A 22,924-nucleotide genomic window follows, 5' to 3' on the forward strand; every position below is an offset into this window, starting at 1 on the left:
GTTGGTATCGATGGAGATCAAGGATGGAGGCGATCGGAAGGACGCGCTGGGTGATCGCGGAAGGCTATCTTCCCGACGGCAGCATGGCCGGGGCGGATCACGCGCTGATGAGCCACGAGGCTGCCTGTATCCTCAACAGCGGCGACACGGATGCGCAGGTGACGCTGACCTTGTTCTTCACCGATCGCGAGCCGGCCGGACCCTATCGTGTGACCGTGCAGGCGCGGCGGACGCTGCACCTGCGGTTCAACGACCTCGATGATCCCGAGCCGGTGCCGGTGGGAAAAAGCTATGCCAGCGTGATCGAGAGCGATGTGGCCGTAGTGGTGCAGCATACGCGGCTCGACAGCCGCGCCGCCGAGATCGCGCTGATGACGACCATGGCCTATCCCGCCGGCTGAGCGGCCTCGGACGGGAGCGGCAGCGAGTCGGTCCGCACCAGCATCTCGCGCCCGAGATGCGCCAGCGAGGGCGCGCCGATCTGGCCCAGTTCGTTCCGCATCTCGTCGCGCAGGATCTCGAGCGCGCGGTGCACGCCGTCGGCGCCGCCTGCGCACAGGCCATAAAGGGGTGCGCGTCCGGCGAGCACCGCGTCGGCGCCGAGCGCGAGCGCCTTCAGAATGTCCGATCCGCGGCGGATTCCGCCCGACATGTAGAGCGCGATCCGATCGCCGACGATCGCGCGGGCGGGGGCGATCACGTCGAGCGCGGAAACCGACGACTCCGCCTGGCGGCCGCCGTGGCTGCCGAGGATCACGCCGTCCACTCCCGCGTCGAGAGCTAGACGGACGTCGTCGGGATGGAGCAACCCCTTGAGGAGGAACGGTCGCTTCCAGCGGTCGCGGATCTTCGCGACCATATCCCAGGAGAGCGCCTTGGGCATGTGCTCGCGGATCCAGAAGGCGCTGTCGAAGAAGCCGCGCCGATCCTTCGGCACATGATCGCGCACGTTCACGAAGGCGGGCATGCCGTGGCTGAAGGTGCGCAGCGTCCATTGCGGGTGGCGCGCCGCGTTGGCCAGCGTGGCAAGCGAGGGCCGCGTCTTGGTCGCGCGGGTGCGGGCATACCATTCGCGGCGGCCGAACAGCTGCGCGTTGGTGGTGAGCACCAGCGCCTCGCATCCGGCGGCATCGGCGCGGTCGACCAGCGACTGCCAGACCTCCTCGCCGCCGAAGACATAGAGCTGCCACCAGTGGCGCAGGTTCGGGACGCGCGCGACATCCTCCATGCGATCGTTCGACATGGTGCTCTGGACGAACGGCACGCCCGCCCGTGCGGCGCCTTCGGCAAGCGCCAGGTCGCCGTGGCGGCGGAAGATGCCGTTGAGGCCGGTAGGCGCCACCGCGAGCGGCATTGCGGCGCGCGTGCCGAGCAGCGTGCCGTGCACATCGCGCTCGCTCTCGTCGGTCAGCGTGCGCGGCAGGAAGCGCCATTCGGCCAAGGCGTCGCGCTCGCGCTCGAGAGTCGTTTCCTCGCCCGCGCCGGCTTCGAGATATTCGAGGACGAAGCGCGGCATCTTGCGATGCGCACGGGCGCGGAGGTCCTCGATCGTGCGGGCGCGGGCGAGATCGGCGCCGGTGTAGAGCCGGCGGCGCGGCGTGCCGTTCAGCTGCGCGAGATCGTGGCGGTGCGATGCGGCCATCGACGCGACCAACGCGCGGATGCGCCCTCGCGGTTCCGCGCCTAGCGGGCGCCGACGATCCCCGGCAGGTCGAGCCCGTGCTCCGCCGCGCAATCGAGCGCCTCCGGATAGCCCGCGTCGGCGTGGCGCATCACTCCCGAGGCGGGGTCGTTCCACAGCACGCGCTCCAGCCGGCGCGCGGCCTCGGGCGTGCCGTCGGCGACGATTACCATCCCGGCGTGCTGCGAATAGCCCATGCCGACGCCGCCGCCGTGATGCAGCGACACCCAGGTCGCGCCGCCGGCGGTGTTGAGCAGCGCGTTGAGCAGCGGCCAGTCCGAAACCGCGTCGGAGCCGTCGCGCATCGCTTCGGTCTCGCGGTTGGGGCTGGCGACCGAGCCGCTGTCGAGATGGTCGCGGCCGATCACCACCGGCGCCTCGAGCTCGCCGTTCGCCACCATCGCGTTGAAGGCGAGGCCGAGCCGGTGGCGATCGCCGAGGCCCACCCAGCAGATGCGCGCGGGCAGCCCCTGAAAGGCGATGCGATCGCGCGCCATGTCGAGCCAATTGTGGAGGTGCGCGTCATGCGGCAGCAGCTCCTTCACCTTCGCGTCGGTGCGATGAATGTCCTCGGGATTGCCCGAGAGCGCCGCCCAGCGGAACGGGCCGATGCCGCGGCAGAACAGCGGGCGGACATAGGCCGGGACGAAGCCGGGGAAGGCGAAGGCATCCGCCACGCCTTCGTCCTTCGCCACCTGGCGGATGTTGTTGCCGTAATCCACGGTGGGGATACCCATGCGGTGGAAGGCGAGCATCGCCTCGACATGCACCGCCATCGACTTGCGCGCGGCGGCTTCGACTTCGGCGGGCGCCGTTTCGCGTCTTTCCGCCCATTGATCGAGCGTCCAGCCGATCGGGAGATAGCCGTTGAGCGGATCATGCGCCGAGGTCTGGTCGGTGACCGCATCGGGTCGCACGCCGCGGCGGACGAGTTCGGGGAGCACTTCGGCGGCATTGCCGAGCAGGCCGACGGAGACCGGGCGATCCGAGCTGCGGATGATCTCCAGCGCTTCGTCGATGCTCGACGCCGAGCGATCGAGATAGCGGGTCCGCAGCCGCATCTCGATCCGGCTCGGCTGGCATTCGATCGCGAGGCACGAGGCGCCGGCCATGGTCGCGGCAAGCGGTTGGGCGCCGCCCATGCCGCCGAGGCCCGCCGTGAGGATCCACTTGCCCGACCAGTCGCCGCCATAATGCCGGCGGCCCATTTCGGCGAAGGTTTCGTAGGTACCCTGAACGATGCCCTGGCTGCCGATGTAGATCCACGAGCCGGCTGTCATCTGGCCGTACATCATCAGCCCCTTGCGATCGAGCGCGTTGAAATGCTCCCAGTCCGCCCATTTGGGCACAAGATTGGAGTTGGCGATCAGGACGCGCGGCGCATCGGCGTGGGTGCGGAAGACGCCGACCGGTTTGCCCGACTGAACGAGCAGCGTCTCGTCGCCTTCGAGCCGCTGGAGCGCCGCGACGATCCGGTCGAAACTCTCCCAATCGCGAGCGGCGCGGCCGATGCCGCCATAGACGACCAGGCTCTCGGGCGCCTCGGCCACTTCGGCGTCGAGGTTGTTCATCAGCATCCGCAGCGGCGCCTCGGTGAGCCAGCTCTTCGCCGAGAGGCGCGGGCCGCGCGGCGCGCGGATGCGGCGGCTGTTGTCGGTGCGGCTCATTGCTTTTCCCCGGTGAAGTCGATGCAGGCGGCGAGTACCCGGCGCAGCACGTCGCGGCAGGGCTCGGCGCGCGTCGTATCCCATTGCGGCGGCCACTCGGCCGCCGGCACCTCATCGAGATAGGTCCGCATCGCGAGCTCCATCTGGATCGCGTGCACCCGTTCGGCGCGCGGCCAGCCATAGTGGCGCGTGATCCAGCCGCCCTTGAACCGCCCGTTCGTCACGCGCGTGAAGTCGCTTGCGTCGCAGGCCTGTTCGACCGCCTGCGTCAGGCCGGGGGCGCAGGAGCGCCCGTCGTTGGTGCCGATGTTGAAATGCGGCAGCTCGCCCCCGAACAGCTTGGGCGCGACACTGCGGATCGAATGGGCGTCATAGAGCACGAGCCGCGGGTGCCCGCCGCGCAGCCGATCGACCTCGGCACGCAACGCGTCATGATAGGGCTGGTACCAGGCGGCGCGGCGGCGCTCGATCTCGGCTTCATCCGGTTCGCGGCCCGGCAGGTACAAAGGCTCGCCATCGAAGGTGACGGCGGGGCAGAGGCCGGTGGTGAACTGGCCGGGGTAGAGCGTTTCGCCGTCGGGCATGCGGTTCACGTCGACGACGGTGCGCGAAATCGCGGTGCGGACGATCGTCGCGCCGAACTCCCGCGCGATTGAATAGAGCCGATCGACATGGAGGTCCGCGTCGCGCCGCGCACGCTCCACCGACACGAGATCGCGCGCGATATCATCCGGAATGTCGATTCCGGCGTGCGGGATCGACACGATCAGCGGCGCATCGCCGCGCGTGATGTCGAGCCAGTCCGCGCTCATTCGGTCACTCCGGGCAGGGACAGGCCCTCCAGCAGCGCGCCGCTGCGCACCAGCGCAGTCGCCTCGGCGATATCGGGCGCGAAATGGCGATCATCCGCGAGGTGCGGCACGCGCCCGCGAAGGCAGGCGCGCGTGCGCTCCAGCGCGTCGCTCGATAGCAGCGGCGCATGGAAATCGCAGCCCTGCGCCGCGGCGAGCAGCTCGATACCCAGGATGTTCGCGAGATTCGCCGCCATTCCGATCAGCCGCCGGCTGCCGTGCGCCGCCATCGAAACATGATCCTCCTGATTGGCCGAGGTGGGGATCGAATCGACGCTGGCGGGATAGGCCTGCTGCTTGTTCTCCGAGACGAGCGCGGCCGCAGTCACCTGCGGGATCATGAACCCCGAGTTCAGCCCCGGGCGCGGCGTGAGAAAGGCAGGGAGGCCCGAGAGCGCCGGATCGACGAGCATCGCCACGCGCCGCTCGGCAAGGCTGCCGATCTCGCACAGCGCCATCGCGATCATGTCGGCCGCGAAGGCCACCGGCTCGGCGTGGAAATTGCCGCCCGACAGCGCCTCCCCCGTCTCGGCGAAGACGAGCGGATTGTCGGTGACGCCGTTCGCCTCGATCGCCAGCGTGGCCGCGGCCTGGCGCAGCAAGTCGAGGCAGGCGCCCATCACCTGCGGCTGGCAGCGCAGGCAATAGGGATCCTGGACGCGCTCGTCCGCCTCGCGATGCGAGTCGCGGATCGCCGAGCCGGCCATCAGCGTGCGCAGCGCCGCCGCGCTCTCGATCTGGCCGCGATGGCCGCGGGCATGATGGATACGCCCGTCGAACGGCGTGTCCGAGCCTTTGGCGGCTTCGGTGGAAAGCGCGCCGGTGACGAGCGCCGACTGGAACAGCCGTTCGGCCTCGAACAGCGCGGCAAGCGCATGGGCGCAGGAGAATTGCGTGCCGTTGAGCAGCGCGAGCCCTTCCTTCGGCCCGAGCGTGAGCGGTTCGAGCCCGGCGGCGCGCAGCCCTTCGGCGGCGGGAAGCGTGCGCCCCTGCCACGTCACCTCGCCCGCGCCGATCATTGCCGCCGCCATATGCGCAAGCGGGGCGAGATCGCCGCTGGCGCCGACCGAACCCTGGCCGGGGATCACCGGCAGCAGATCCCGGTCGAGCATCGCCGCCAGCAGCGCAGTGGTTTCGGTGCGCACGCCCGAGATGCCCTGCGCAAGACTGGCGAGCTTGAGCGCCAGCATCAGCCGCACGATCGCGGCGGGAACGGGCGCGCCGACTCCGGCGGCATGGCTGAGCACGATGTTGCGCTGGAGTATCTCGAGATCCTCGTCGCCGATGCGGATGCTGGCGAGCTTGCCGAAGCCGGTGTTTATCCCATAAACCGGTTCGTGCCGATCGATGATCGCCGCGACGGCGCGCGCGCCCGAGGCGATCGCCGCCTGTGCGTCGGAGCGAAGCCCGGGCACCGCACCGCGATAGATCGCCCGCCAATCGGCCAGCGGAACGGCGCCAGGTTTGATCTGGAGACCGCTCATGCGCCCGCCACCACGCGCGTGTGCAGCGGATTGAAGCCGATGCGATAGACGAGATCGGCGGGCGTATCGACGTTCCAGATGGCAAGATCGCATGCCTTGCCGGTTTCCAGCGAGCCCGTGACTTCGTGCAGGCCGAGCGCCCGGGCGGCGTTCCGAGTCACGGCGGCGAGGCACTCCTCGACGGTGAGACGGAACAGCGTCGCGCCCATGTTCATCGCGAGCAGCAGCGAGGTGAGCGGCGAGGTTCCGGGATTGCAATCGGTGGCGAGCGCGATCGGCACGCGCGCCGCGCGCAGCGCCTCGATCGGGGGCAGCTTGGTTTCACGCATGAAGTAAAAGGCTCCGGGAAGCAGCGTCGCGACCGTACCGGCGCGGGCCATGGCGGCGACCCCCTCGGCGTCGAGATGCTCGAGGTGATCGGCGGAGAGGGCGCCGTGGCGGGCGGCAAGCGCGGCGCCGTGCTGGTTCGACAGTTGTTCGGCGTGGAGCTTCACCGGCAAGCCGTGACCGGCGGCGGCAGCGAAGATGCGGTCGGTCTGCGCGGGAGTGAAGCCGATCCCTTCGCAGAAGACATCGACGGCGTCGGCAAGCCCGGCCTGCGCGATCGCGGGAAGCATCGTCTCACAGACATGGGCGACATAATCGTCGGCGTCGCCTTCGAATTCGGGCGGAAGCGCATGGGCGCCGAGGAAGGTGGTGCGCACACGAACGCGGCGCGTCTCGCCAAGTGCCCGGGCCGCGCGCAGCATCTTCGCCTCGTCGTCGAGGGTGAGGCCGTAGCCTGACTTGATCTCGACCGTGGTAACTCCTTCGGCGAGCAACGCGTCGAGCCGCGGCAGGCTCTGCGCGACCAGATCGGCCTCGCTTGCGGCGCGGGTTGCCGTCATCGTCGATCGGATGCCGCCTCCGTTCCGGGCGATCTCCTCATAGCTGGCGCCTTCGAGCCGTGCTTCGAATTCGCCGGCACGGTTGCCCGCGTGCACGAGATGGGTGTGGCAGTCGATCAGGCCGGGCGTGATCCAGCGGCCGTCGCAGGCGATGCGTTCGGCCGCGTCGAGCGGCGGCGCCTCTGCCGCAGGGCCGGCATAGACGATCCGCCCGTCGCGTGCGGCGACGATGCCGTCGTCGATCGCGCGCGCACCGTCAGCAGTCAGCGGGAGCAGTCGCGCGCCGTGCCACATCCGGTCGCAGCGGGGAGACTCGTCGGAGGCCATATGCGACAGACTTGGCCACTCGCGCGAATATGTCTAGACATATTTGACGGGAGGTGCGGCATGCGCGCGCTATGGTTCGAAACGGCGTTGGTCGGAGATGCCTGGGAGCGCGGCGTTACGGTCACGCTGGAGCGCGGGCGGATCGCCACGCTGGTGTGCGGCACGCGGCCCGGCGAAGGCGCCGAACGGTGCGCGATCGGTGTTCCCGGTCTCCCCAACCTCCACAGCCACGCCTTTCAGCGGGCGATGGCGGGGCTGGCCGAGGCGCGGCGCGGCGAGGGGGACGATTTCTGGGGCTGGCGCGAGCTGATGTACCGCTTCCTCGACCGGCTGACGCCCGAAGACGTCGAGGCGATCGCCGCGCTCGCCTTTGCCGAGATGCTCGAAGCGGGGTTCACGCGCGTCGGCGAGTTTCACTATCTGCATCACGATCCGGAGGGCAGGCGCTACGACGCATCCGCCGAGATGGCCGAGCGAATCGCCGCAGCGGCCGAGACGAGCGGAATCGCGCTGACGCTGCTGCCGGTCTTCTACGCGCATGGCGGGTTCGGCGGTGCGGCCCCGGGGGCGGCGCAGCGCCGCTTCATCAGCGACATCGACGGCTATGGCCGGCTGCTGGAGGGCGCGCGTGCCGCCGTGGCGACGCTGCCGGACGCGCGGGTGGGAATTGCGCCGCACAGCCTGCGCGCCGTCACGCCGGACGCGCTACGGGCGCTGCTGCCGCTGTGCCCCGACGGGCCGGTGCACATCCACATCGCCGAACAGCTGCGCGAAGTGGAGGATTGTGTCGCCTGGAGCGGACGGCGGCCGGTCGAGTGGCTGCTCGACGCGGTGCCGGTCGATGAACGCTGGTGCCTGGTGCACGCCACGCATGTGACGCCTGACGAGCGCTCCGCGCTCGGGCGGTCCGGCGCAGTGGCGGGGCTGTGCCCGATCACCGAGGCGAACCTCGGCGACGGCATCTTTCCGGCGGCGGAATATCTGGCGGAGGGCGGCGCGATCGGCGTGGGCAGCGATTCGAACGTGCGGATCGACGCCGCCGAGGAACTGCGGCTGCTCGAATATGGCCAGCGGCTGACGCGGCGGCAGCGCTGCGTGCTGGGGAGCGGCGCAGCGCTGTTTCGAGCCGCGCTTTCGGGCGGCGCGGCCGCGCTCGGCGCGCCGGCGGGGCTGGCGGAGGGGCAGGCGGCGGACATCGTTGCGCTCGATGCCGGCGATCCCGCTCTGATCGGGCGGTCGGGCGACGCGCTGCTCGATGGGTGGATCTTCGCCGGGCGCGGAGCGATCGACTGCGTGTGGCGCGGCGGCGCGAAGCTAGTCGCGGGCGGTCGCCACCTCCGCCGCGAGGCGATCCGCGCGCGCTATGCCGCGACGCTGGGGCGGCTGCTCGACGCATGACGATCGAGGAGCGGATCCGGCGCGATATCGAAGGCCGCATCCGATCGGGCGCATGGCTGCCGGGTCAGCGTATCCCGTTCGAGGCCGAACTGGCCACCCGCTACGGCTGCGCGCGCGCGACGGCGAACAAGGCGCTGACGCGGCTGGCGCGCGAGGGGCTGATTGAGCGGCGACGACGGGCCGGCTCGTTCGTCGCGCAGCCGCAGGTTCGCTCGGCGGTCGTGGGCGTGCCGGACATCGCCGCGCTGCTGGCCGAACGCGGCGAACCGCATCGCTGGCAGTTGCTCGGGCGCGAGGAAGATGCGGAGCTCCCCGCCGATGTGACCGACGGGCGCGGCGACCGCTGGTTGGCGGTGTGCGGCATCCATCATGCCGCCGCTGCTCCGTTCGGCTGGGAACAGCGCTGGATCGACTGCGCCAGCGTGCCCGCTGCCGAGGCGGCGGAGTTCGCCGACGTTGCGCCGGGCAGCTGGCTGCTCGTGAACGTGCCCTGGAGCGACGCCCGGCATCGCGTGCGCGCCGTCGGCGCGAGCCCGGCCACGGCTGCGGCACTGGAAATCGCGCGGGGGAGCGCCTGTCTTCAGATCGAGCGCTGGACGTGGCGCGGCGATCGGCCGGTGACCTATGTTCGGCAGACCTTCCCCGGCGATCGCTATGATCTGGTGGAGACGTTCGCGTCGGAGTAGCGCCGCCATCTCGCGCGCGTTGCGCCGATTTCGGTATTCGCGCGTTGGGCGGGACGATGCAGAAGCTCTGGTTCGTCACAAATCACCTTTCCGGCACGGCGACTCGCGAAAAATGCGAGGCGCTCGAGGCCGTGTTCGAGGAGCGCGGACTGGTGCTCGCCGGTCGCACCCAGTTTCCCGACGACGATCTGCCCGACGGGGCGCAGCTCGACGCCGCGGGCGTCGACACGGTGGTGCTGTTCGCCGGAGACGGGACGATCAACGCCGCGCTGTGCAAGCTCGGGCGCTGGGAAGGCGCCTTTCTGATCCTGCCGGGCGGCACGATGAACCTGCTGGCGAAGGAGCTGCACGGCAACGAGACCGATCCGCACAAGATCGTCCATGCCGCGCATGTCTGCGACCGGCGCGTTGCGCTGCCGTTCGTCGAGGCGGGCCCGCACCGCGCCTTCGTCGGCCTGATCCTGGGGCCGGCGGCGCACTGGTTTCGCGCGCGCGAGGAGATGCGCGCGCATCGCCTGGCGCGGCTCTGGCGGGCGGTCCGATTCGCCTGGCGCAAGACCTTCGGGGGGCACGGAGTGCGGGTCTATGGCGCGCCCGATCTGCGCGCCGGTTATCAGGCGGTGTTCGTGAAGCCCGATCCTAGCGGTCTCGAAGTCGATGGGATCGACGCGCACGACTGGAGCTCAATCGTCGAACTCGGCTGGGACTGGCTGACCGGCGACTGGGTGGCGGCCCGTGCGGTGACCCACACGCGCACAGATCACTTGCGCGTTCGGGGAACACGGCCGGTACTTGCCTTGTTCGATGGAGAACCGGAGACGCTGGAGCCGCGTGTCGTCATCACGAGCGGCAAGAGCCTCCCCGGCTTTATCGCCACGCGTCAGGAGAGCGCCGAATGATCCGCCTGTTCCACGTCAGCGACATCCATTTCGGGGCCGAGGATCGCGAAGCGCTCGACTGGTTCGCTCATAGGACGCGCGAGGAGCAGCCCGATGCCGTGATCGTGACCGGCGACCTGACGATGCGCGCGCGTTCTCACGAGTTCGCCGCCGCAGCGGAATGGCTGCGGAGCCTCGACCGGCCGACGACGGTGGAAGTGGGCAATCACGATCTTCCCTATTTCGATCTCTTCGCCCGCTTCTTCAGGCCGTATCGCCGGTATCGCGCGGTCGAGGACATGATCGAGAAGCCGCTCGACCTGAAGGGGGTGGCGATCGTTCCGCTGAAGACGACCGCGCGCTTCCAGTTCCGGCTCAACTGGTCGAAGGGCCGCGTGAGTACGCGCGCGTTGCAGAAATCGCTGTCGATCGTCGAATCGCTGCCGAAGGACGAGCTGGTGTTCGTCGCCTGTCATCATCCGCTGGTGGAGGCGGACACCCAGGCGACCTCGCGCACGCGTCGGGGTCGGCAGGCGCTGGAGGCGCTCGCCACCGCCGGTGCCGACGCGGTGCTGACCGGCCACGTCCATGATCCGTTCGACATCGAGCGGCATGTGGAGGGCAAGCCGATCCGCCTGGTGGGAGCGGGCACGCTTTCCGAGCGGGTGCGCGAGCACCCGCCCTCGTTCAACGAGATCCGGATCGAGGGGCGCAGCTTCGAAACGGTCGCGCGCTTCATGAACGAGGCCCATCCGGAGCGCGAAGGCGCGGAAGTGCCGGTGACCGGCGACGAGCGCCGCGCGGCCAACGCCTGAGCGCTCAGCGCAGCCGGGTGCCGATCAGCGTGCCCTTGGTGCCCTTGTTGACCAGCTTGAACTCGAAGTTCGGCCAGCGCCGCCGCCAACGGCGCGCGACGACGCGCTCGCCCGGGCGTGCCGCGTCGTCCAGCATCACCGTGCCGCCCACCGGCATCCGATCGAACAGGCTTTCGGCGGCACCGCGCACATAGGGATGGATCGTCCAGGGCGGGCCATCGACGATCAGCAGGTCGATCTGCGGCGGCAACGGGCCATGGTCGTACCAGACGCCTGGCCAGTCGCCGGGCGGACGGCGGAACGGCGTGGCGCGCAGATCGGCCTCGACACCGTTCTCGCGCAGCCATTCGTGCGTCGCGGCGACGAAATCCGCGTGCTGATCGCAGCTGATGAGCTGACCGCTGCCGCTGCCGCTGCTCTTCTGAAGCGCCTTGCCGATCACCAGGCTGGAGGCGCCGGCGCCCAGCTCGACGACGGTTTCGGGCTTCCGCTCGAGAATGTGATCGACGATCAGCGTGAGGAAGCCGGTATCGGCCTTCCAGCTTCCAAGGTTCGGCAGCGCATCGGGCGCGAGATCGAGCCGCTCGAGCAACTCGCGCTTCGCGCGCTTCGATCCGCCCGAAAGACTGCGCGCGAGCCACGGCCAGCCGATCGCGCCGAACGCCAGGACGTGCGCCCAATCCGACGCGGTGCGCTCGACGTCTTCCGGCCACAAGGCATCGTCGGACAGTGGCAGATAGGAAGTCGCCTCGCGGGACGTCATGCAGTCGCTCTCCCTCGCAATCCGGTGCTCGTGACGGTGCTGCAAACCGAGCGCCCGAGCAATTCCCGAAGCGGCGTGCGAGACCACTCGCGTCCCGCCGCGTCAACCGAAATTCGACGGTGCGCCCCGCAGGCACGAAAAAGGGGCCGCCCCGAAGGACGACCCCGTTCCCGTTTCGCAGAATGGATCAGAAGCGGAAGGTGACCGATCCGCGATAGTTCTGTGCCTCGACGTCCTCGCGCTCGATCGTGGTCTGCGCGGAGACCGACAGGTCGACGTTGCCGGTCGAAACCGTCACGCCGCCGGCGATTTCCGCCCAATCCTGATCGGTGCCCGCAAGCGCGAAGATCGCGTTCGGGCCGACGCCGCCCACGAAATTCGCACCGAACGCCGCCGGGCGCTCTTCAAAATCGTGGACATAGTTTGCGCTCAGGTACGGCCGGATCATGCCGGTCTTGCCCTGCAGCATCGCACCGGCACGCGCCTGAAGGCTCTCGAAGGTGCCCAGATCATACTGCAGCGCCGGACCGCCGCCGGTTTCCGCGGTTGGCGTGAACTGGATCTCGCTTGCCCGGATCGAGGCGCGCGGCCCGACCGAGAGCGCGCCGAGATCGAAGCTCTTGCCGATACCCACTTCGCTGGTGAAGACGAAGGCAGTGTCCTCGGCGCGCAGCGTGTAGCCGCCGCCCGGCACCGCGACGTTGCGGATGCTGCGCGTGTCGAAGGCGCCGGCGCTGATCTGCGCATCGAAGGTGAGGCCGCTTTCCATCATGACCTTGCCGTAGAGGCTGCCCTGATAGAGCTGCCCTTCGGAGGTTTGCGGCGCGCCGCCCACCGATCCGTCGATATCGGCATAGGAGACCGAGAAACCGATCATGCTGGTGTCGTCGAGCCGTGCCTCGACGCCGGCCGCGGCGAACCAGCCATCGAACTGGTTCCGCTCGGCCGACACGCCGGCCATTCCGGCGCTGTCACCGTCGATATAACCGCCGGCGACGAAGACGCTGACGTTGTCGGGCAGGACATTCTCCTGCACGATGTCCTGGTTCGCGTCGCTGCGGATGTCGGTGGCGCCGAAACCGCGTGCGCTGAGCGCCGCCATTTCGATCGGTCGGCCGATCATCGTCAGCGAACCGCCCGAGCTGCTCGGATCGAGCCCGGCGATCCGTTCGCTGTTGAACTGCGTCAGCACGTTGACGGCAGCCACGCCGGCGAAACCGGTGAGCGTCTGCGCCTGGGGGGCGAAGCCCTGGAGCGTGGTGCGGATCGTCTCGGCGTTCTGCACGTCGAGCGTGCCGTACAGCTCGGAGTATTCGCCGTACTGCGTGCGGTTCTGATTGAGCAGCTGCGCATAGGCGCTCTGGACCGGCGACGAGCTGTCGATGACGTCGGCGTAGCTGCCCGCTTCGATCTCCACCAGCACCGAGTTGGCGGTGTAGCTTACCTGCGGCGTCAGGATCGCGCTGATCGAAAGCGCTTCGTCGAACGTGCCCGAAATTCCGCCCTCGGCGGTCAGCACCGTATAGGTGTCGCCGTCACGGACGAGATAGCCCGACACCGGCGCGATCGCGAGCGTGCCGCCGATCGAGGCCATGCCCTCTGCTTCGATCGTGCCGTAATCCTCTTCCTCATCGACTGCATGGACGGCGAAGAGGTCCGAGACGCCGTTCGCGCCAACGTCGATCAGCAGCGTGCTGGCCGAGGCCAGAATCGCATTGCCGTAGAGATTGAGCGTGCCCGTGGTGCCCATGGTGCCCGGTGCGATGCCGCCCATGATGCTGGTGAAATAGGGCGCGACGATATTGCCCGAGCCGGTGAGCAGCCCGTTGAACAGCGTGTAATCGCCATAGGTGCCGATCGTGCCGTCGACGTTCACGATGCCGGTCGCGTGGCTGATGCCCATCAGGCTCACCAGCTCGCCGCCGGCCGTGATGTCGAGCGTGGTCTCGGCGCCCGCGATCGTCAGCTGGTCGATCTCGACGTCGGTGTCCAGCGTGGTCGTGCCCGCCGCGGCGAGCGTGACGTCGAAGTAGCGCGCGTTGATTCCCTCCTCGGGATCATAGCCCCGATTGTCCGGCACGAAGCCGCTGCCGCCGGGAAGCCCGTTGGCGAAGGTTGCCGGAGGGAGCGCCATGTTGGTGACGTCACCCGCAGCGTAGGCGATGTCCTCGACGCCGGTGATCGACGTGCGCGTGCCATGGCCCTCGTTCTCGGCCGCAAGCGTGTCCGCGAAGCGCGAGACGACCTGCGTCCGCACTGTGCCTTCGCCCTGGGGCTCGGGCTCGGAACCGGGAACCGGCGTGTCGTTCACGTAATAGGTGCGGGTCGCGAGATCATAGCATTCGTTGACGGAGCCCGACTGGTAGCAGATCTGGCCGAAGTCGGTCGTGTCGTCGTCGCCGCTGGCGCCGGCGCCCGGATTGGTCGGCACGCCGTTGGCGAGCGCGCCTTCCGGCGTCAGGATGCGATAGTTCGGATCGAGCGCGAGGACCCAGTGATCCGGATCGCTCCAGTTGCCGTCGCCGGCCACGTTGGTGGCATAGCGATAGGGGTTGTTCTCGACGATCCAGTCCCAGAACAGATACAGCGGCTGATAGAAGGAGCTGGTGCCGTAGGAGCTGAACGGCTGTGCCCCGAAGAAGCGGCTGCCGCCCGAGAGCACGCCGATCACCAGTTCCTCGTCGAACGTCTGGTCGAGGATCAGCGGACCGCCCGAATCGCCGCCTGCGGTCGTCGCCTCACGCGGCAGGGCGTCGTCGCGGAACAGGTTGAAGTCGTGCGCGTCCGAATGATCGGGCGAGTCGAAATCGAGCTGATAGAGGTTCTGCTCGAGCCCGTCGCCCGAGCCGAACAGGAACTCGTTGCGATCGTCGAGCGAGCCGAGGATGCCGATGAAATTCTCGGCAGCGCGACGGCGGAAGTCGACACCCAGCGTGTCGCCATTCTCGCCGTAGCCGGTGCCGCCATAGCCGTTCAGCTTGACGTGATAGCCGGTGCCGCTCGTCAGCGAGATCGATTCGGGAGCGGGCAGGGCGGAGAAGAGCAGCGCCCAAGTGGGGATGTTTGCCGCGGGCGTATCGAGCGAGGCGATCGCGACATCGGCCTCAAGGAAACCCGTTTCGAGCGAGTCGGGATGGAAGACGATCTGATTGACGTTGTAAACGTCAACGTCGGTATTGGTCTCGAAGTTGTTCGCGAACCAGTTCTGGAAGCCGGGAAGCGCGTTGGAGCGGAAGCTGAACGCCGCCGGGATGCCGCCGGTCGCCGAGCCCCAGTTCTCCGTCTCGACATCGTTCACGCAATGCGCGGCGAAGATGACGGTGCGCGGATTGATCAGCGTACCGGTGCAGACGAAGCCGTCGGCGCGATAGAACATGCCGACGCCCGTGACGTCGACCGCGGTGTCGCGGATCGTGGTGGGGGTCTCGCCCTGGCCGGGACCGGTGATCACGATCTGCGGCTGATCCTGCACGCCTTCGATGCTGGCGGCCTGCGGCGTGTTGTGGATGAACTCGACGCCCAGGTTCGCGCCGCCCGCATGGGCGACGTCCTGTGCCATTTCCGGTCCCGACTGCGCATGGGCGGCGCTACCAAGCAGGCAGAGTCCCGCCGCCGAAGTGAGAAGAGCCGTCTTCACTGCGCGCGTCGAAGCCGTAGATTTCTTTTGCAACATCATCATCTTGTCCCCTGTTGCTCGTTCCGGGCGATGGCTTGCCCGACGTGGACCAAGGCTATGGCTCACGTACTTCAGAGACAAGCCTGAATAGCCGGGGCGGCGAGGCGCGCGAGATCGAACGAATACCGGCGGCCAGGCATGTGGGATTAGGCTATTTCTCCCGGATTTCTGCGATCGATGAAGATGCGCAACGAAGCGGATGCCCTGTCACCCGGTTGCAACACTTCGATCGGAAAGCGCAGCTTCGGTGCGGATTTCCGGCCACGCAATCCGGCGCGCACGAAAAAGGGCGGCCCGTTTCCGAGCCGCCCCTTGGATTTCGGCGTTCGGGAAGCGCTTAGCGCTTCGAGAACTGAAAGCTGCGGCGTGCCTTGGCGCGGCCGTACTTCTTGCGCTCGACGGCGCGCGGGTCGCGCGTCAGGAAGCCTGCGGCCTTGACCGGGCTGCGCAGCGCCGGCTCGTAGCGGGTGAGCGCCTGAGCGATGCCGTGCTTCACTGCGCCGGCCTGACCGGAGAGGCCGCCGCCCTTGACGGTGCAGACGACGTCATACTGGCCGCGGCGGTCAGCGACATCGAACGGCTGGTTGATGACGAGGCGCAGCGTGGGGCGCGCGAAATACGTCGCCTGATCGCGGCCGTTGATCGTGATCTTGCCCGAACCAGGCTTCAGCCACACGCGTGCGACCGCATCCTTGCGGCGGCCGGTGGCATAGGCGCGGCCATATTGATCGAGCTCCTGCTCGCGCAGGGGCGCGGTCGACTGAGCCGGCGAGGGCAGCGTGGTCTCGGTGCCCTGCTCGCCTTCGGCGGCGAGCGGCTGACCCTGGACGACGTTGCCCAGGTCGGAAAGGGACTGGCGATTGTCGGTCATTACGCGCCCACCTTGTTCTTGCGGTTCATCGCCGCGATATCGAGGACTTCGGGGTTCTGCGCTTCGTGCGGATGCTCCGAACCGGCATAGATGCGCAGGTTGCGCATCTGCTGACGGCCGAGCGGGCCGCGCGGGATCATGCGCTCGATGGCCTTCTCCAGCACGCGCTCGGGGAAGCGGCCGTCCAGCACCTTGTCGGCGCGGACTTCCTTGATGCCGCCGATGTAGCCGGTGTGCTTATAATACATCTTCTGCGTCAGCTTCTTGCCGGTGAAGCGCACCTTGTCCGCATTGATGACGATGACATTGTCACCGCAATCGACGTGCGGAGTGAAGCTCGGCTTGTGCTTGCCGCGCAGGACATTGGCGATGATCGCCGCCGCGCGACCGACCACCAGGCCGTCGGCATCGACGATGTGCCACTTCTTTTCCACCTCGTGCGGCTTGACCGCCTTGGTGGTCTTCATGAGCGCCTTCATGGGCGTGGACCTCTCGGATTGAAATGCAGCGCGCCGCCCGATGAGGAGCGGCGCGATCAGAGGCGCTTTGGCGAAAGCGAGCGAATTAGTCAAGCGTTCGTGCAGGTTGCGCGACGGGTATCATCATACCCGTTCGATGTGGACGGTGCTGACGACTGAAAGCTCGCGTCGTGCGTCATCCTCTCCGATCGAGGTGCGCACCGTCTCCCGCGCGTTGCGGAGGAGCCCGGTGGCGGGATCGGCGGTCCGCTCGATCGCGATCGTCATCACCGCGCTTTCCGCTGTGCCCGCGGCGGGCGGAAGCGGCACCGTGCCGCTGGCCTCGGTCGTACTGCGGAGCAGGCCCTCGGCACGATCGACGCGGCGTATGCCCTGCAGCGTCACGGCACCGCCGAACGGCGTCCGGCCGGGCACTTCGACCGACAGCGGTATGCCATGCGGCTGGGCGAAGCCATCGTTGGCAATGGCCTCGCTCACGAGCGTCGCGAAGGCGGCGCGGCGGCGGGCGATCGGCGAGGCGCGCAGCGTGGCCGCGATCCGCTCCGCAAAGGCCCCGCGCTCCTCGGCACCCGCGTCGGTACGGCGCGAGGCGGCCATCGCCGCGACGCCGCGGCAGAAGGCCTCCCAAAGCGAGTCGAGATCCTCGATTTCGCTGACGTTGCCTGACTCGTCGAGCCGCAGCACGATCGTCCGGCCGAGAAGTCCGCGATAGCCTGCTTCGAACATATCGGCCGCGTCGCCCGGCGTAGGGGCGGTCGCCGCGATCAGCGTCACTTCGGCATAGAGGCCGAGAGCGTTGCGCCCGAAGCGCAGCATGCGTTCGGTGCGATGGTGCTGTTGCCGGTCGCCTCCGATCTGGATGCGCTCGGTGACGATGCGGAACGGCGTGGCGAGCGGCGGCGCGAAGGCAGGGGCGGGCACGGCTGCCTGAGCGATCAGCAGCGGCGCCAGCAGTGCGTTCACCCTTCGGTTTCCGCCTCGACCCAATCCGAAACCGCCGCGGCGGCGGCCGCGGGCCAGGCTTCGATCACCGGCAGGTCATAGGAATGGAGTTCGGCGATGCGGCTTCGCAGGCGTTCGACCAGCGCGGGTGTCGTCTTGAACAGCGCAGGCACTTCGCTGCCCTGAACCACGGCGCCTTCCCAGCGATAGACCGAGGTGCAGGACGCGAGCAGATGAACGCAGGCCGCAAGCCGCTCGGCGACGACGGCCTCGGCGGCAGCAGCCGCATCGGCATGGCTCTCGAAAGTCGTATAGACGAGCGCGATATCGCTCATCGCCGGCCAGCCGCATGCGCCGCCCATGCAGTGGCCGCGACGACCAGCGCGCCGGTAAGCTGATGCGCCGCCGCCAGTACGAGCGCGACGCTCGACCATACGGTGGCGATGCCGAGCAGGATCTGGATGCCGAACGCGCTGTGCAGCGCGATCGACGCGGGGCGGCACCCCGCGCGCCGAGCATGCCGCGCGAGCACGACGAGTCCGGCGACTGCGAGCCAGGCCCACCAGCGGTGGATCCAGTGAACCATCGCCGGATCATTGACGAGCGCGTCGAAAAAGCCGCGCACTTCCAGAACCTCGGAGGGGAAGAAGCGGCCGTTCATCAGCGGCCAGTCGTTCGCGACGAGGCCGGCGTTCAGCCCCGCCACGAAGGCGCCGAAGAGCAATTGGACGAACAGCAGCCCGGAAACGATCGCCGCGGTGCGCGTGAAGCGCGCCGGTCGGGCCGCCGGGTCGCGGTGCAACGCCAGCAGGTCGAGCGCGGTCCAGATCGTACCCGCGAGGATGAACAACGCGGTGAGCAGATGGACCGCCAGTCGGAAATGGCTGACGTCGGTGCGCTCGCTGAGGCCCGAAGTCACCATCCACCAGCCGATCGCGCCCTGCAGCGCGCCGAGCGCGAAGAGCGCGCCCAGCCGCCAGCCATAGCCTTGCGGAATAGCCTTGCGCACCGCGAACCAGACGAGCGGGACGAAAAAGGCGAGGCCGATCAGCCGGCCGAGCAGCCGATGGACATATTCCCAGAAGAAGATCGTCTTGAACTCGGCGAGCGTCATGCCCTGATTGACGAGCTGATATTCGGGAATGCGCTGGTATTTGGCGAATTCGGCCTGCCACTGGGCGTCGCTGAGCGGCGGTACCGCACCGGTCACCGGCTTCCATTCCGTGATCGACAGGCCCGATTCGGTGAGGCGCGTGATGCCACCGACCAGCACCATCAGGACGATCAGCGCGGCAACGGCGAACAGCCAGTGCGCGATCGCGCGGGGGCGGGCAGTGGCGGAGGGGCGAGTCGGCTGGAGCACGGCTGCCGTCCTAGGCCGCGTCCGAGGCAAATTCCAGCGGCAGGATGATGCCCTATTTGCGACCAATGATATGTTGTAACTTGCACTGCGGGCGCCTATAGGGAGTCGCATGCCAGCTGTGCTCTCCCTTTCCCGCATGTGGGGCGGCGTCGATTCGCGTCTCGATCGCTGGGCGATCGGGATCAGCGGCCTCTGCCTTGCGCATTGCCTGGCGACCACGGTCTTTCTGGCGCTGCTCTCTTCGGCGGGCGCGCTCTTCAACCCCCTGATCCACGAAGTCGGGCTGGTGCTGGCAATCGCGTTCGGCGTGCTGGCGCTCGGCCGCGGGATCGTGACTCACGGCTATTTCACGCCCGCGGTTGTGGGCGCCTTTGGCCTGGGCATGATGGCGGGTGCGCTTTCGCTGCCGCACGGCGGCCACGAGACTTTCTGGACGATCGCCGGTGTTGCGCTGGTGGCGCTTGGGCACGACCTCAATCGCCGCGCCGCTCGTTGAGCGCCGCGCTTGCCGGAAGTCCGCTGCGTACCTAAGTTTGGCCCATGCACGCGCACGATCATCATGAACCTCAGGGCGCCGAGCTGACGCGCGCCGCCCGGACCACGCTCGAGAAGGCCGGCGAGCAATGGACGGCGATGCGCGAGCGCGTGTTCGAGGCGCTGGCGGGCTTCGACAAGCCGGCTTCGGCCTATGATATCGCGGAGGCGGTTTCCAAGTCGGAAGGGCGTCGGGTCGCGGCGAACAGCGTCTATCGTATCCTTGATCTGTTCGTGACTGCGAATCTCGCGCGGCGAGTGGAAAGCGCCAACGCCTATGTCGCGAACGCGCATCCCGATTGCCTGCACGATTGCATCTTTCTGGTGTGCGATTCGTGCGGCCAGACCACGCACCTCGACGACGACAGGATCACGCGCAACGTGCGCGCGGCGGCGAAGGACGCCGGCTTTTCGCCGATTCGCCCGGTGATCGAAGTGCGCGGAAAATGCGGCGCCTGCGACTAGTATGAAGCGCGCGGGAACGCCGCAGCGCGCTTCGGGGTTCGACTTGCACAGCGACTGCGAGTAGACAGCCGCAATGGCCGATCATCCCAAGACTCCGCTGCTCGACACGGTCAGCACGCCGGACGACCTTCGCAAGCTCGAACCCAACCAGCTCCGCCAGCTCGCCGACGAGCTTCGCCAGGAGATGATCTCCGCGGTCGGTGTCACCGGCGGGCATCTGGGATCGGGGCTCGGCGTCGTCGAGCTGACGGTGGCGATCCACTATATCTTCAACACCCCCGACGACCGGCTGATCTGGGACGTCGGGCATCAATGCTATCCGCACAAGATTCTCACCGGCCGGCGCGATCGCATCCGCACGCTGCGCCAGGGCGGGGGCCTCTCCGGCTTCACCAAGCGCAGCGAGAGCGAATATGACCCGTTCGGCGCCGCGCACAGCTCGACTTCGATCTCGGCGGCGCTGGGCTTTGCCGTCGCCAACAAGCTGAACGACAAGCCCGGCAAGGCGATCGCGGTGATCGGCGACGGCGCGATGAGCGCCGGCATGGCCTATGAGGCGATGAACAACGCCGAGCAGGCGGGCAACCGGCTGGTCGTGATCCTGAACGACAACGACATGTCGATCGCGCCGCCCGTGGGCGGGCTTTCCGCCTATCTCGCGCGGCTGATCTCGTCGTCGGAATATATCGGGCTGCGGAGCCTGGCGAGCCGGATCACGCGCAAATTCTCGCGCCGCGTGCACAAGTCGCTCGGCAAGGCGGAAGAATATACGCGCGGCATGGTGACTGGCGGAACGCTGTTCGAGGAGCTGGGCTTCTATTATGTCGGCCCGATCGACGGCCACAATCTCGACCATCTGATCCCGGTGCTCGAGAATGTCCGCGACGCCGAGGAAGGCCCGATTCTGGTCCATGTCGTGACCAAGAAGGGTAGGGGCTATGCCCCGGCCGAAAACGCCGCCGACAAATATCATGGTGTGCAGAAGTTCGACGTGATCACCGGCGCCCAGGCCAAGGCGCCGCCGGGACCGCCGAGCTATCAGAATGTCTTCGGCGAGACGCTGGCGAAGCTGGCGGAGAAGGACGAGCGCATCTGCGCGATCACCGCGGCGATGCCGTCGGGCACCGGCGTCGACAAGTTCGCCAAGGCGCATCCGACCCGCGCGTTCGACGTCGGCATCGCCGAGCAGCATGCGGTGACCTTCGCCGCCGGGCTCGCCGCGCAAGGGATGCGGCCGTTCTGCGCGATCTATTCGACCTTCCTGCAGCGCGCCTACGATCAGGTGGTCCATGACGTGGCGATCCAGAACCTGCCGGTGCGGTTCGCGATCGATCGCGCCGGACTGGTCGGTGCCGACGGCGCGACCCACGCGGGCAGCTTCGACGTGACCTATCTGGCCACCTTGCCCAATTTCGTGGTGATGGCGCCGGCCGATGAGGCCGAGCTGGCGCACATGACCTATACCGCCGCCGAGCATGACAGCGGGCCGATCGCCGTGCGCTATCCGCGCGGCAGCGGCGTTGGCGTGGCGCTCCCCGAAACTCCCGAGCAGCTGCCGATCGGCAAGGGCCGGATCGTGCGCGAGGGCAAGAAAGTAGCGATCCTGTCGCTTGGCACGCGGCTGGCGGAGGCGCTCAAGGCGGCCGACGCGCTGGAGGCGAAGGGGCTGTCGGCGACGGTTGCCGACCTGCGCTTCGCCAAGCCGCTCGACGAGGAGCTGATCCGCCGGCTGCTGACCACGCACGAAGTGGCAGTGACGGTCGAGGAGGGCGCGGTCGGCGGGTTGGGTGCGCATGTGCTCACGATGGCCAGCGACCAGGGGCTGATCGACGCCGGACTGAAGCTGCGGACAATGCGGCTGCCCGACATCTTCCAGGATCAGGACAAGCCGGAAAAACAATATGACGAGGCGCGGCTGAACGCCGAGCACATCGTCGAGACGGTGCTGACCGCGCTGCGGCACAACACGGGCAGCGCCGAAGTGATCGAAGGCGCGCGGGCCTGATCGGCTGGGCGAGCGCGGCGGCGTACCGTTCGCGCCAGCGCGCGGCGCCGCACAAGTGAGCGGCTCAGCCGAGAAGCCCGTGATGGCCCGCCCATCGCAGGAATAGTTCGGGCCAGTTCTCGACCGGCTTGCCGCGGGCCAGCCGCAGGCCGAAGCCGTGGCCGCCTTCGGAAAAAAGGTGGGTGTCGACCGAGACGCCGGCTGCCTTGGCGGCAGAGCGCAGGCGGAGGCTGTTGTCGACCGGCACGACTGCGTCGTCTTCGGCATGGACGAGGAACAGCGGCGGCGTGGCGGCAGTGACTTGCCGGTCGGGCGAATGCTCTTCCTCCAGTATCGCGCCGGCGGTCGCTCCGATCAGGCGCTCGCGCGAGCCGGGATGGGCGATCGCCGGGTCCATGGAGATCACCGGATAGATCGGCGCAGCGAGTGCCGGACGGGCGCTCAGCGCGTCGTGGGTATCGACGGCCGAATAGACGCTCCGGCCGAAGCGGGTCGCCAGGTCGGCGCAAAGATGGCCGCCGGCGGAAAAGCCCAAGGCGGCCACTCGCGCCGGATCGAACGCATAGTCCGCCGCGCGGCCGCGGATCAGCCGCATCGCGCGCTGCGCGTCGGCGAGCGGCACGTTGCGTCCCCGGTCCCAGCCTTCGGCGGGAAGGCGGTAAAAGAGAACGAAAGCAGTCACACCGCGCTCGGCCAGCCAAGCGGCGAGTTCATGCCCCTCACGGTCGATCACCACGCGCTGATAGCCGCCGCCCGGCATGATGAGCACGGCGGCGCCGTTCGGTCGAACCGCGGGGAAGACGTCCAGATAGGGTGTGCGGATCCGATCGAGCGCCCGGTCGCGAAGCGCCGGATCGGTGCTCCGTTCCGTGATTCGCTCGGAGAGGAGGGCGGCAGCGCCCATGCCGGGCGCGGCGCCCGGCCACAGCGCGATTCGCATGGCCGGGAGGGCGGCGGCGCGGGCAGCCCGCGGCGCGAGTGCCGCCGCGCCGGAAGCGGCCAGCAGCGTTCGTCTGGTAAGCGGTGTCATCCGCCGAGACTGCGACGGAGGGCGAGGCATTGCAAGGCGGGGAGCTGCAATGCGGGGATGGCAAGGCGCGGGAGATGCGGGAGGGCCGCGCGACGCTCTAGGGGGGACGCCGCTCGACCACA

The 22,924-nt window shown here is 68.4% G+C and carries 21 protein-coding genes; 8 read left to right on the plus strand and 13 right to left on the minus strand.

Annotation, left to right across the window (positions count from 1 at the left end; genetic code table 11):
• The first annotated feature begins 23 nt into the window (after nt 1-23).
• A complete protein-coding gene (locus tag H7V21_RS14720; protein ID WP_188054453.1) occupies nt 24-401 on the plus strand; it encodes a sensory rhodopsin transducer in 378 nt (125 codons plus the stop codon).
• On the opposite strand, the gene H7V21_RS14725 is transcribed toward H7V21_RS14720, so the two are convergent.
• Genes H7V21_RS14725 through hutI form a run of 5 tightly spaced genes read right to left on the minus strand, consistent with a single transcriptional unit; the run spans nt 386 to nt 6,897 of the window.
• Nucleotides 386-1,642 carry an alpha-hydroxy acid oxidase gene (locus H7V21_RS14725; protein WP_188054454.1) on the minus strand — a complete coding sequence of 419 codons (1,257 nt, stop codon included), beginning with the start codon at nt 1,640-1,642 and terminating at the stop codon, nt 386-388. The two genes, H7V21_RS14720 and H7V21_RS14725, sit on opposite strands and share 16 nt — an antisense overlap.
• A gap of 41 nt (nt 1,643-1,683) precedes the next feature.
• Complete coding sequence (hutU, locus tag H7V21_RS14730) at nt 1,684-3,348, minus strand: urocanate hydratase (RefSeq protein ID WP_188054455.1); 1,665 nt, start codon at nt 3,346-3,348, stop codon at nt 1,684-1,686.
• Complete coding sequence (hutG, locus tag H7V21_RS14735) at nt 3,345-4,160, minus strand: N-formylglutamate deformylase (protein ID WP_188054456.1); 816 nt, start codon at nt 4,158-4,160, stop codon at nt 3,345-3,347. The genes hutU and hutG overlap by 4 nt, the downstream gene beginning before the upstream one ends.
• Nucleotides 4,157-5,683: a histidine ammonia-lyase gene (gene hutH, locus H7V21_RS14740; protein ID WP_188054457.1), complete on the minus strand. Its 1,527-nt coding sequence runs from the start codon at nt 5,681-5,683 to the stop codon at nt 4,157-4,159. Before hutH ends, hutG begins: the two co-directional genes overlap by 4 nt.
• The gene (gene hutI / locus H7V21_RS14745; RefSeq protein WP_188054458.1) at nt 5,680-6,897 is read right to left on the minus strand and encodes an imidazolonepropionase; all 1,218 of its coding nucleotides are present in this window, start codon (nt 6,895-6,897) and stop codon (nt 5,680-5,682) included. The genes hutH and hutI overlap by 4 nt, the downstream gene beginning before the upstream one ends.
• 60 nt (nt 6,898-6,957) lie before the next feature.
• On the opposite strand from hutI, the gene H7V21_RS14750 reads away from it, so the two are divergent.
• Genes H7V21_RS14750 through H7V21_RS14765 form a run of 4 tightly spaced genes read left to right on the plus strand, consistent with a single transcriptional unit; the run spans nt 6,958 to nt 10,674 of the window.
• On the plus strand, nt 6,958-8,295 hold the full coding sequence (locus H7V21_RS14750) for a formimidoylglutamate deiminase (protein ID WP_188054459.1): 1,338 nt from the start codon (nt 6,958-6,960) through the stop codon (nt 8,293-8,295).
• A complete protein-coding gene (locus H7V21_RS14755) occupies nt 8,292-8,981 on the plus strand; it encodes a UTRA domain-containing protein (RefSeq protein WP_188054460.1) in 690 nt (229 codons plus the stop codon). Before H7V21_RS14750 ends, H7V21_RS14755 begins: the two co-directional genes overlap by 4 nt.
• A gap of 56 nt (nt 8,982-9,037) precedes the next feature.
• Nucleotides 9,038-9,880 (plus strand): diacylglycerol/lipid kinase family protein, encoded by an 843-nt coding sequence (locus H7V21_RS14760; RefSeq protein WP_188054461.1) that lies wholly within the window; start codon nt 9,038-9,040, stop codon nt 9,878-9,880.
• Nucleotides 9,877-10,674 carry a metallophosphoesterase family protein gene (locus H7V21_RS14765; protein ID WP_188054462.1) on the plus strand — a complete coding sequence of 266 codons (798 nt, stop codon included), beginning with the start codon at nt 9,877-9,879 and terminating at the stop codon, nt 10,672-10,674. The genes H7V21_RS14760 and H7V21_RS14765 overlap by 4 nt, the downstream gene beginning before the upstream one ends.
• Nucleotides 10,675-10,678: 4 nt before the next feature.
• Here the strand turns inward: H7V21_RS14765 and H7V21_RS14770 are convergent, their stop codons facing one another.
• The 7 genes from H7V21_RS14770 to H7V21_RS14800 all read right to left on the minus strand — a co-directional run bounded on the left by H7V21_RS14770 (nt 10,679) and on the right by H7V21_RS14800 (nt 18,768).
• Nucleotides 10,679-11,437 (minus strand): class I SAM-dependent methyltransferase, encoded by a 759-nt coding sequence (locus H7V21_RS14770; protein ID WP_188054463.1) that lies wholly within the window; start codon nt 11,435-11,437, stop codon nt 10,679-10,681.
• A gap of 187 nt (nt 11,438-11,624) precedes the next feature.
• Nucleotides 11,625-15,116: an autotransporter domain-containing protein gene (locus H7V21_RS14775; RefSeq protein WP_262503902.1), complete on the minus strand. Its 3,492-nt coding sequence runs from the start codon at nt 15,114-15,116 to the stop codon at nt 11,625-11,627.
• A 334-nt stretch (nt 15,117-15,450) separates the two neighbouring features.
• Nucleotides 15,451-15,984, minus strand: a complete 534-nt coding sequence (rpsI, locus tag H7V21_RS14780; protein ID WP_188054464.1) for a 30S ribosomal protein S9 — start codon at nt 15,982-15,984, stop codon at nt 15,451-15,453.
• Nucleotides 15,984-16,463 carry a 50S ribosomal protein L13 gene (rplM, locus tag H7V21_RS14785; RefSeq protein WP_188054465.1) on the minus strand — a complete coding sequence of 160 codons (480 nt, stop codon included), beginning with the start codon at nt 16,461-16,463 and terminating at the stop codon, nt 15,984-15,986. The genes rpsI and rplM overlap by 1 nt, the downstream gene beginning before the upstream one ends.
• Nucleotides 16,464-16,586: 123 nt before the next feature.
• The gene (locus H7V21_RS14790; RefSeq protein WP_188054466.1) at nt 16,587-17,426 is read right to left on the minus strand and encodes a hypothetical protein; all 840 of its coding nucleotides are present in this window, start codon (nt 17,424-17,426) and stop codon (nt 16,587-16,589) included.
• A complete protein-coding gene (gene cutA, locus H7V21_RS14795; RefSeq protein WP_188054467.1) occupies nt 17,423-17,740 on the minus strand; it encodes a divalent-cation tolerance protein CutA in 318 nt (105 codons plus the stop codon). Before cutA ends, H7V21_RS14790 begins: the two co-directional genes overlap by 4 nt.
• On the minus strand, nt 17,737-18,768 hold the full coding sequence (locus H7V21_RS14800; protein WP_262503903.1) for a COX15/CtaA family protein: 1,032 nt from the start codon (nt 18,766-18,768) through the stop codon (nt 17,737-17,739). The genes cutA and H7V21_RS14800 overlap by 4 nt, the downstream gene beginning before the upstream one ends.
• Before the next feature lie 109 nt (nt 18,769-18,877).
• On the opposite strand from H7V21_RS14800, the gene H7V21_RS14805 reads away from it, so the two are divergent.
• The 3 genes from H7V21_RS14805 (at nt 18,878) to dxs (ending at nt 21,772) form a co-directional block, all read left to right on the plus strand.
• Nucleotides 18,878-19,264 carry a MerC domain-containing protein gene (locus H7V21_RS14805; protein ID WP_188054469.1) on the plus strand — a complete coding sequence of 129 codons (387 nt, stop codon included), beginning with the start codon at nt 18,878-18,880 and terminating at the stop codon, nt 19,262-19,264.
• Between the two features lie 44 nt (nt 19,265-19,308).
• Complete coding sequence (locus tag H7V21_RS14810) at nt 19,309-19,767, plus strand: Fur family transcriptional regulator (RefSeq protein WP_188054470.1); 459 nt, start codon at nt 19,309-19,311, stop codon at nt 19,765-19,767.
• Between the two features lie 73 nt (nt 19,768-19,840).
• Nucleotides 19,841-21,772, plus strand: a complete 1,932-nt coding sequence (gene dxs, locus H7V21_RS14815; protein ID WP_188054471.1) for a 1-deoxy-D-xylulose-5-phosphate synthase — start codon at nt 19,841-19,843, stop codon at nt 21,770-21,772.
• A 64-nt stretch (nt 21,773-21,836) separates the two neighbouring features.
• Here the strand turns inward: dxs and H7V21_RS14820 are convergent, their stop codons facing one another.
• Entirely contained in the window at nt 21,837-22,802 is a 966-nt protein-coding gene (locus H7V21_RS14820; RefSeq protein WP_188054472.1) for an alpha/beta hydrolase, read from the minus strand.
• Nucleotides 22,803-22,924 lie beyond the last annotated feature (122 nt).

The organism is Sphingosinithalassobacter sp. CS137 (genome assembly GCF_014334115.1).
In the GTDB taxonomy this organism is placed as follows: domain Bacteria; phylum Pseudomonadota; class Alphaproteobacteria; order Sphingomonadales; family Sphingomonadaceae; genus Sphingomonas.

Bases quoted from the DNA above. Each gene is read 5' to 3' on its own strand.
- H7V21_RS14805 (WP_188054469.1), top strand. From the start codon at position 18,878: ATGCCAGCTGTGCTCTCCCTTTCCCGCATGTGGGGCGGCGTCGATTCG.
- H7V21_RS14775 (WP_262503902.1), bottom strand. From the start codon at position 15,116: ATGATGATGTTGCAAAAGAAATCTACGGCTTCGACGCGCGCAGTGAAG.
- hutG (WP_188054456.1), bottom strand. From the start codon at position 4,160: ATGAGCGCGGACTGGCTCGACATCACGCGCGGCGATGCGCCGCTGATC.
- dxs (WP_188054471.1), top strand. From the start codon at position 19,841: ATGGCCGATCATCCCAAGACTCCGCTGCTCGACACGGTCAGCACGCCG.
- rpsI (WP_188054464.1), bottom strand. From the start codon at position 15,984: ATGACCGACAATCGCCAGTCCCTTTCCGACCTGGGCAACGTCGTCCAG.
- rplM (WP_188054465.1), bottom strand. From the start codon at position 16,463: ATGAAGGCGCTCATGAAGACCACCAAGGCGGTCAAGCCGCACGAGGTG.
- H7V21_RS14760 (WP_188054461.1), top strand. From the start codon at position 9,038: ATGCAGAAGCTCTGGTTCGTCACAAATCACCTTTCCGGCACGGCGACT.
- hutU (WP_188054455.1), bottom strand. From the start codon at position 3,348: ATGAGCCGCACCGACAACAGCCGCCGCATCCGCGCGCCGCGCGGCCCG.
- H7V21_RS14770 (WP_188054463.1), bottom strand. From the start codon at position 11,437: ATGACGTCCCGCGAGGCGACTTCCTATCTGCCACTGTCCGACGATGCC.
- H7V21_RS14720 (WP_188054453.1), top strand. From the start codon at position 24: ATGGAGGCGATCGGAAGGACGCGCTGGGTGATCGCGGAAGGCTATCTT.
- hutI (WP_188054458.1), bottom strand. From the start codon at position 6,897: ATGGCCTCCGACGAGTCTCCCCGCTGCGACCGGATGTGGCACGGCGCG.
- hutH (WP_188054457.1), bottom strand. From the start codon at position 5,683: ATGAGCGGTCTCCAGATCAAACCTGGCGCCGTTCCGCTGGCCGATTGG.
- H7V21_RS14755 (WP_188054460.1), top strand. From the start codon at position 8,292: ATGACGATCGAGGAGCGGATCCGGCGCGATATCGAAGGCCGCATCCGA.
- H7V21_RS14765 (WP_188054462.1), top strand. From the start codon at position 9,877: ATGATCCGCCTGTTCCACGTCAGCGACATCCATTTCGGGGCCGAGGAT.
- H7V21_RS14810 (WP_188054470.1), top strand. From the start codon at position 19,309: ATGCACGCGCACGATCATCATGAACCTCAGGGCGCCGAGCTGACGCGC.
- H7V21_RS14750 (WP_188054459.1), top strand. From the start codon at position 6,958: ATGCGCGCGCTATGGTTCGAAACGGCGTTGGTCGGAGATGCCTGGGAG.
- H7V21_RS14725 (WP_188054454.1), bottom strand. From the start codon at position 1,642: ATGGCCGCATCGCACCGCCACGATCTCGCGCAGCTGAACGGCACGCCG.
- cutA (WP_188054467.1), bottom strand. From the start codon at position 17,740: ATGAGCGATATCGCGCTCGTCTATACGACTTTCGAGAGCCATGCCGAT.
- H7V21_RS14820 (WP_188054472.1), bottom strand. From the start codon at position 22,802: ATGACACCGCTTACCAGACGAACGCTGCTGGCCGCTTCCGGCGCGGCG.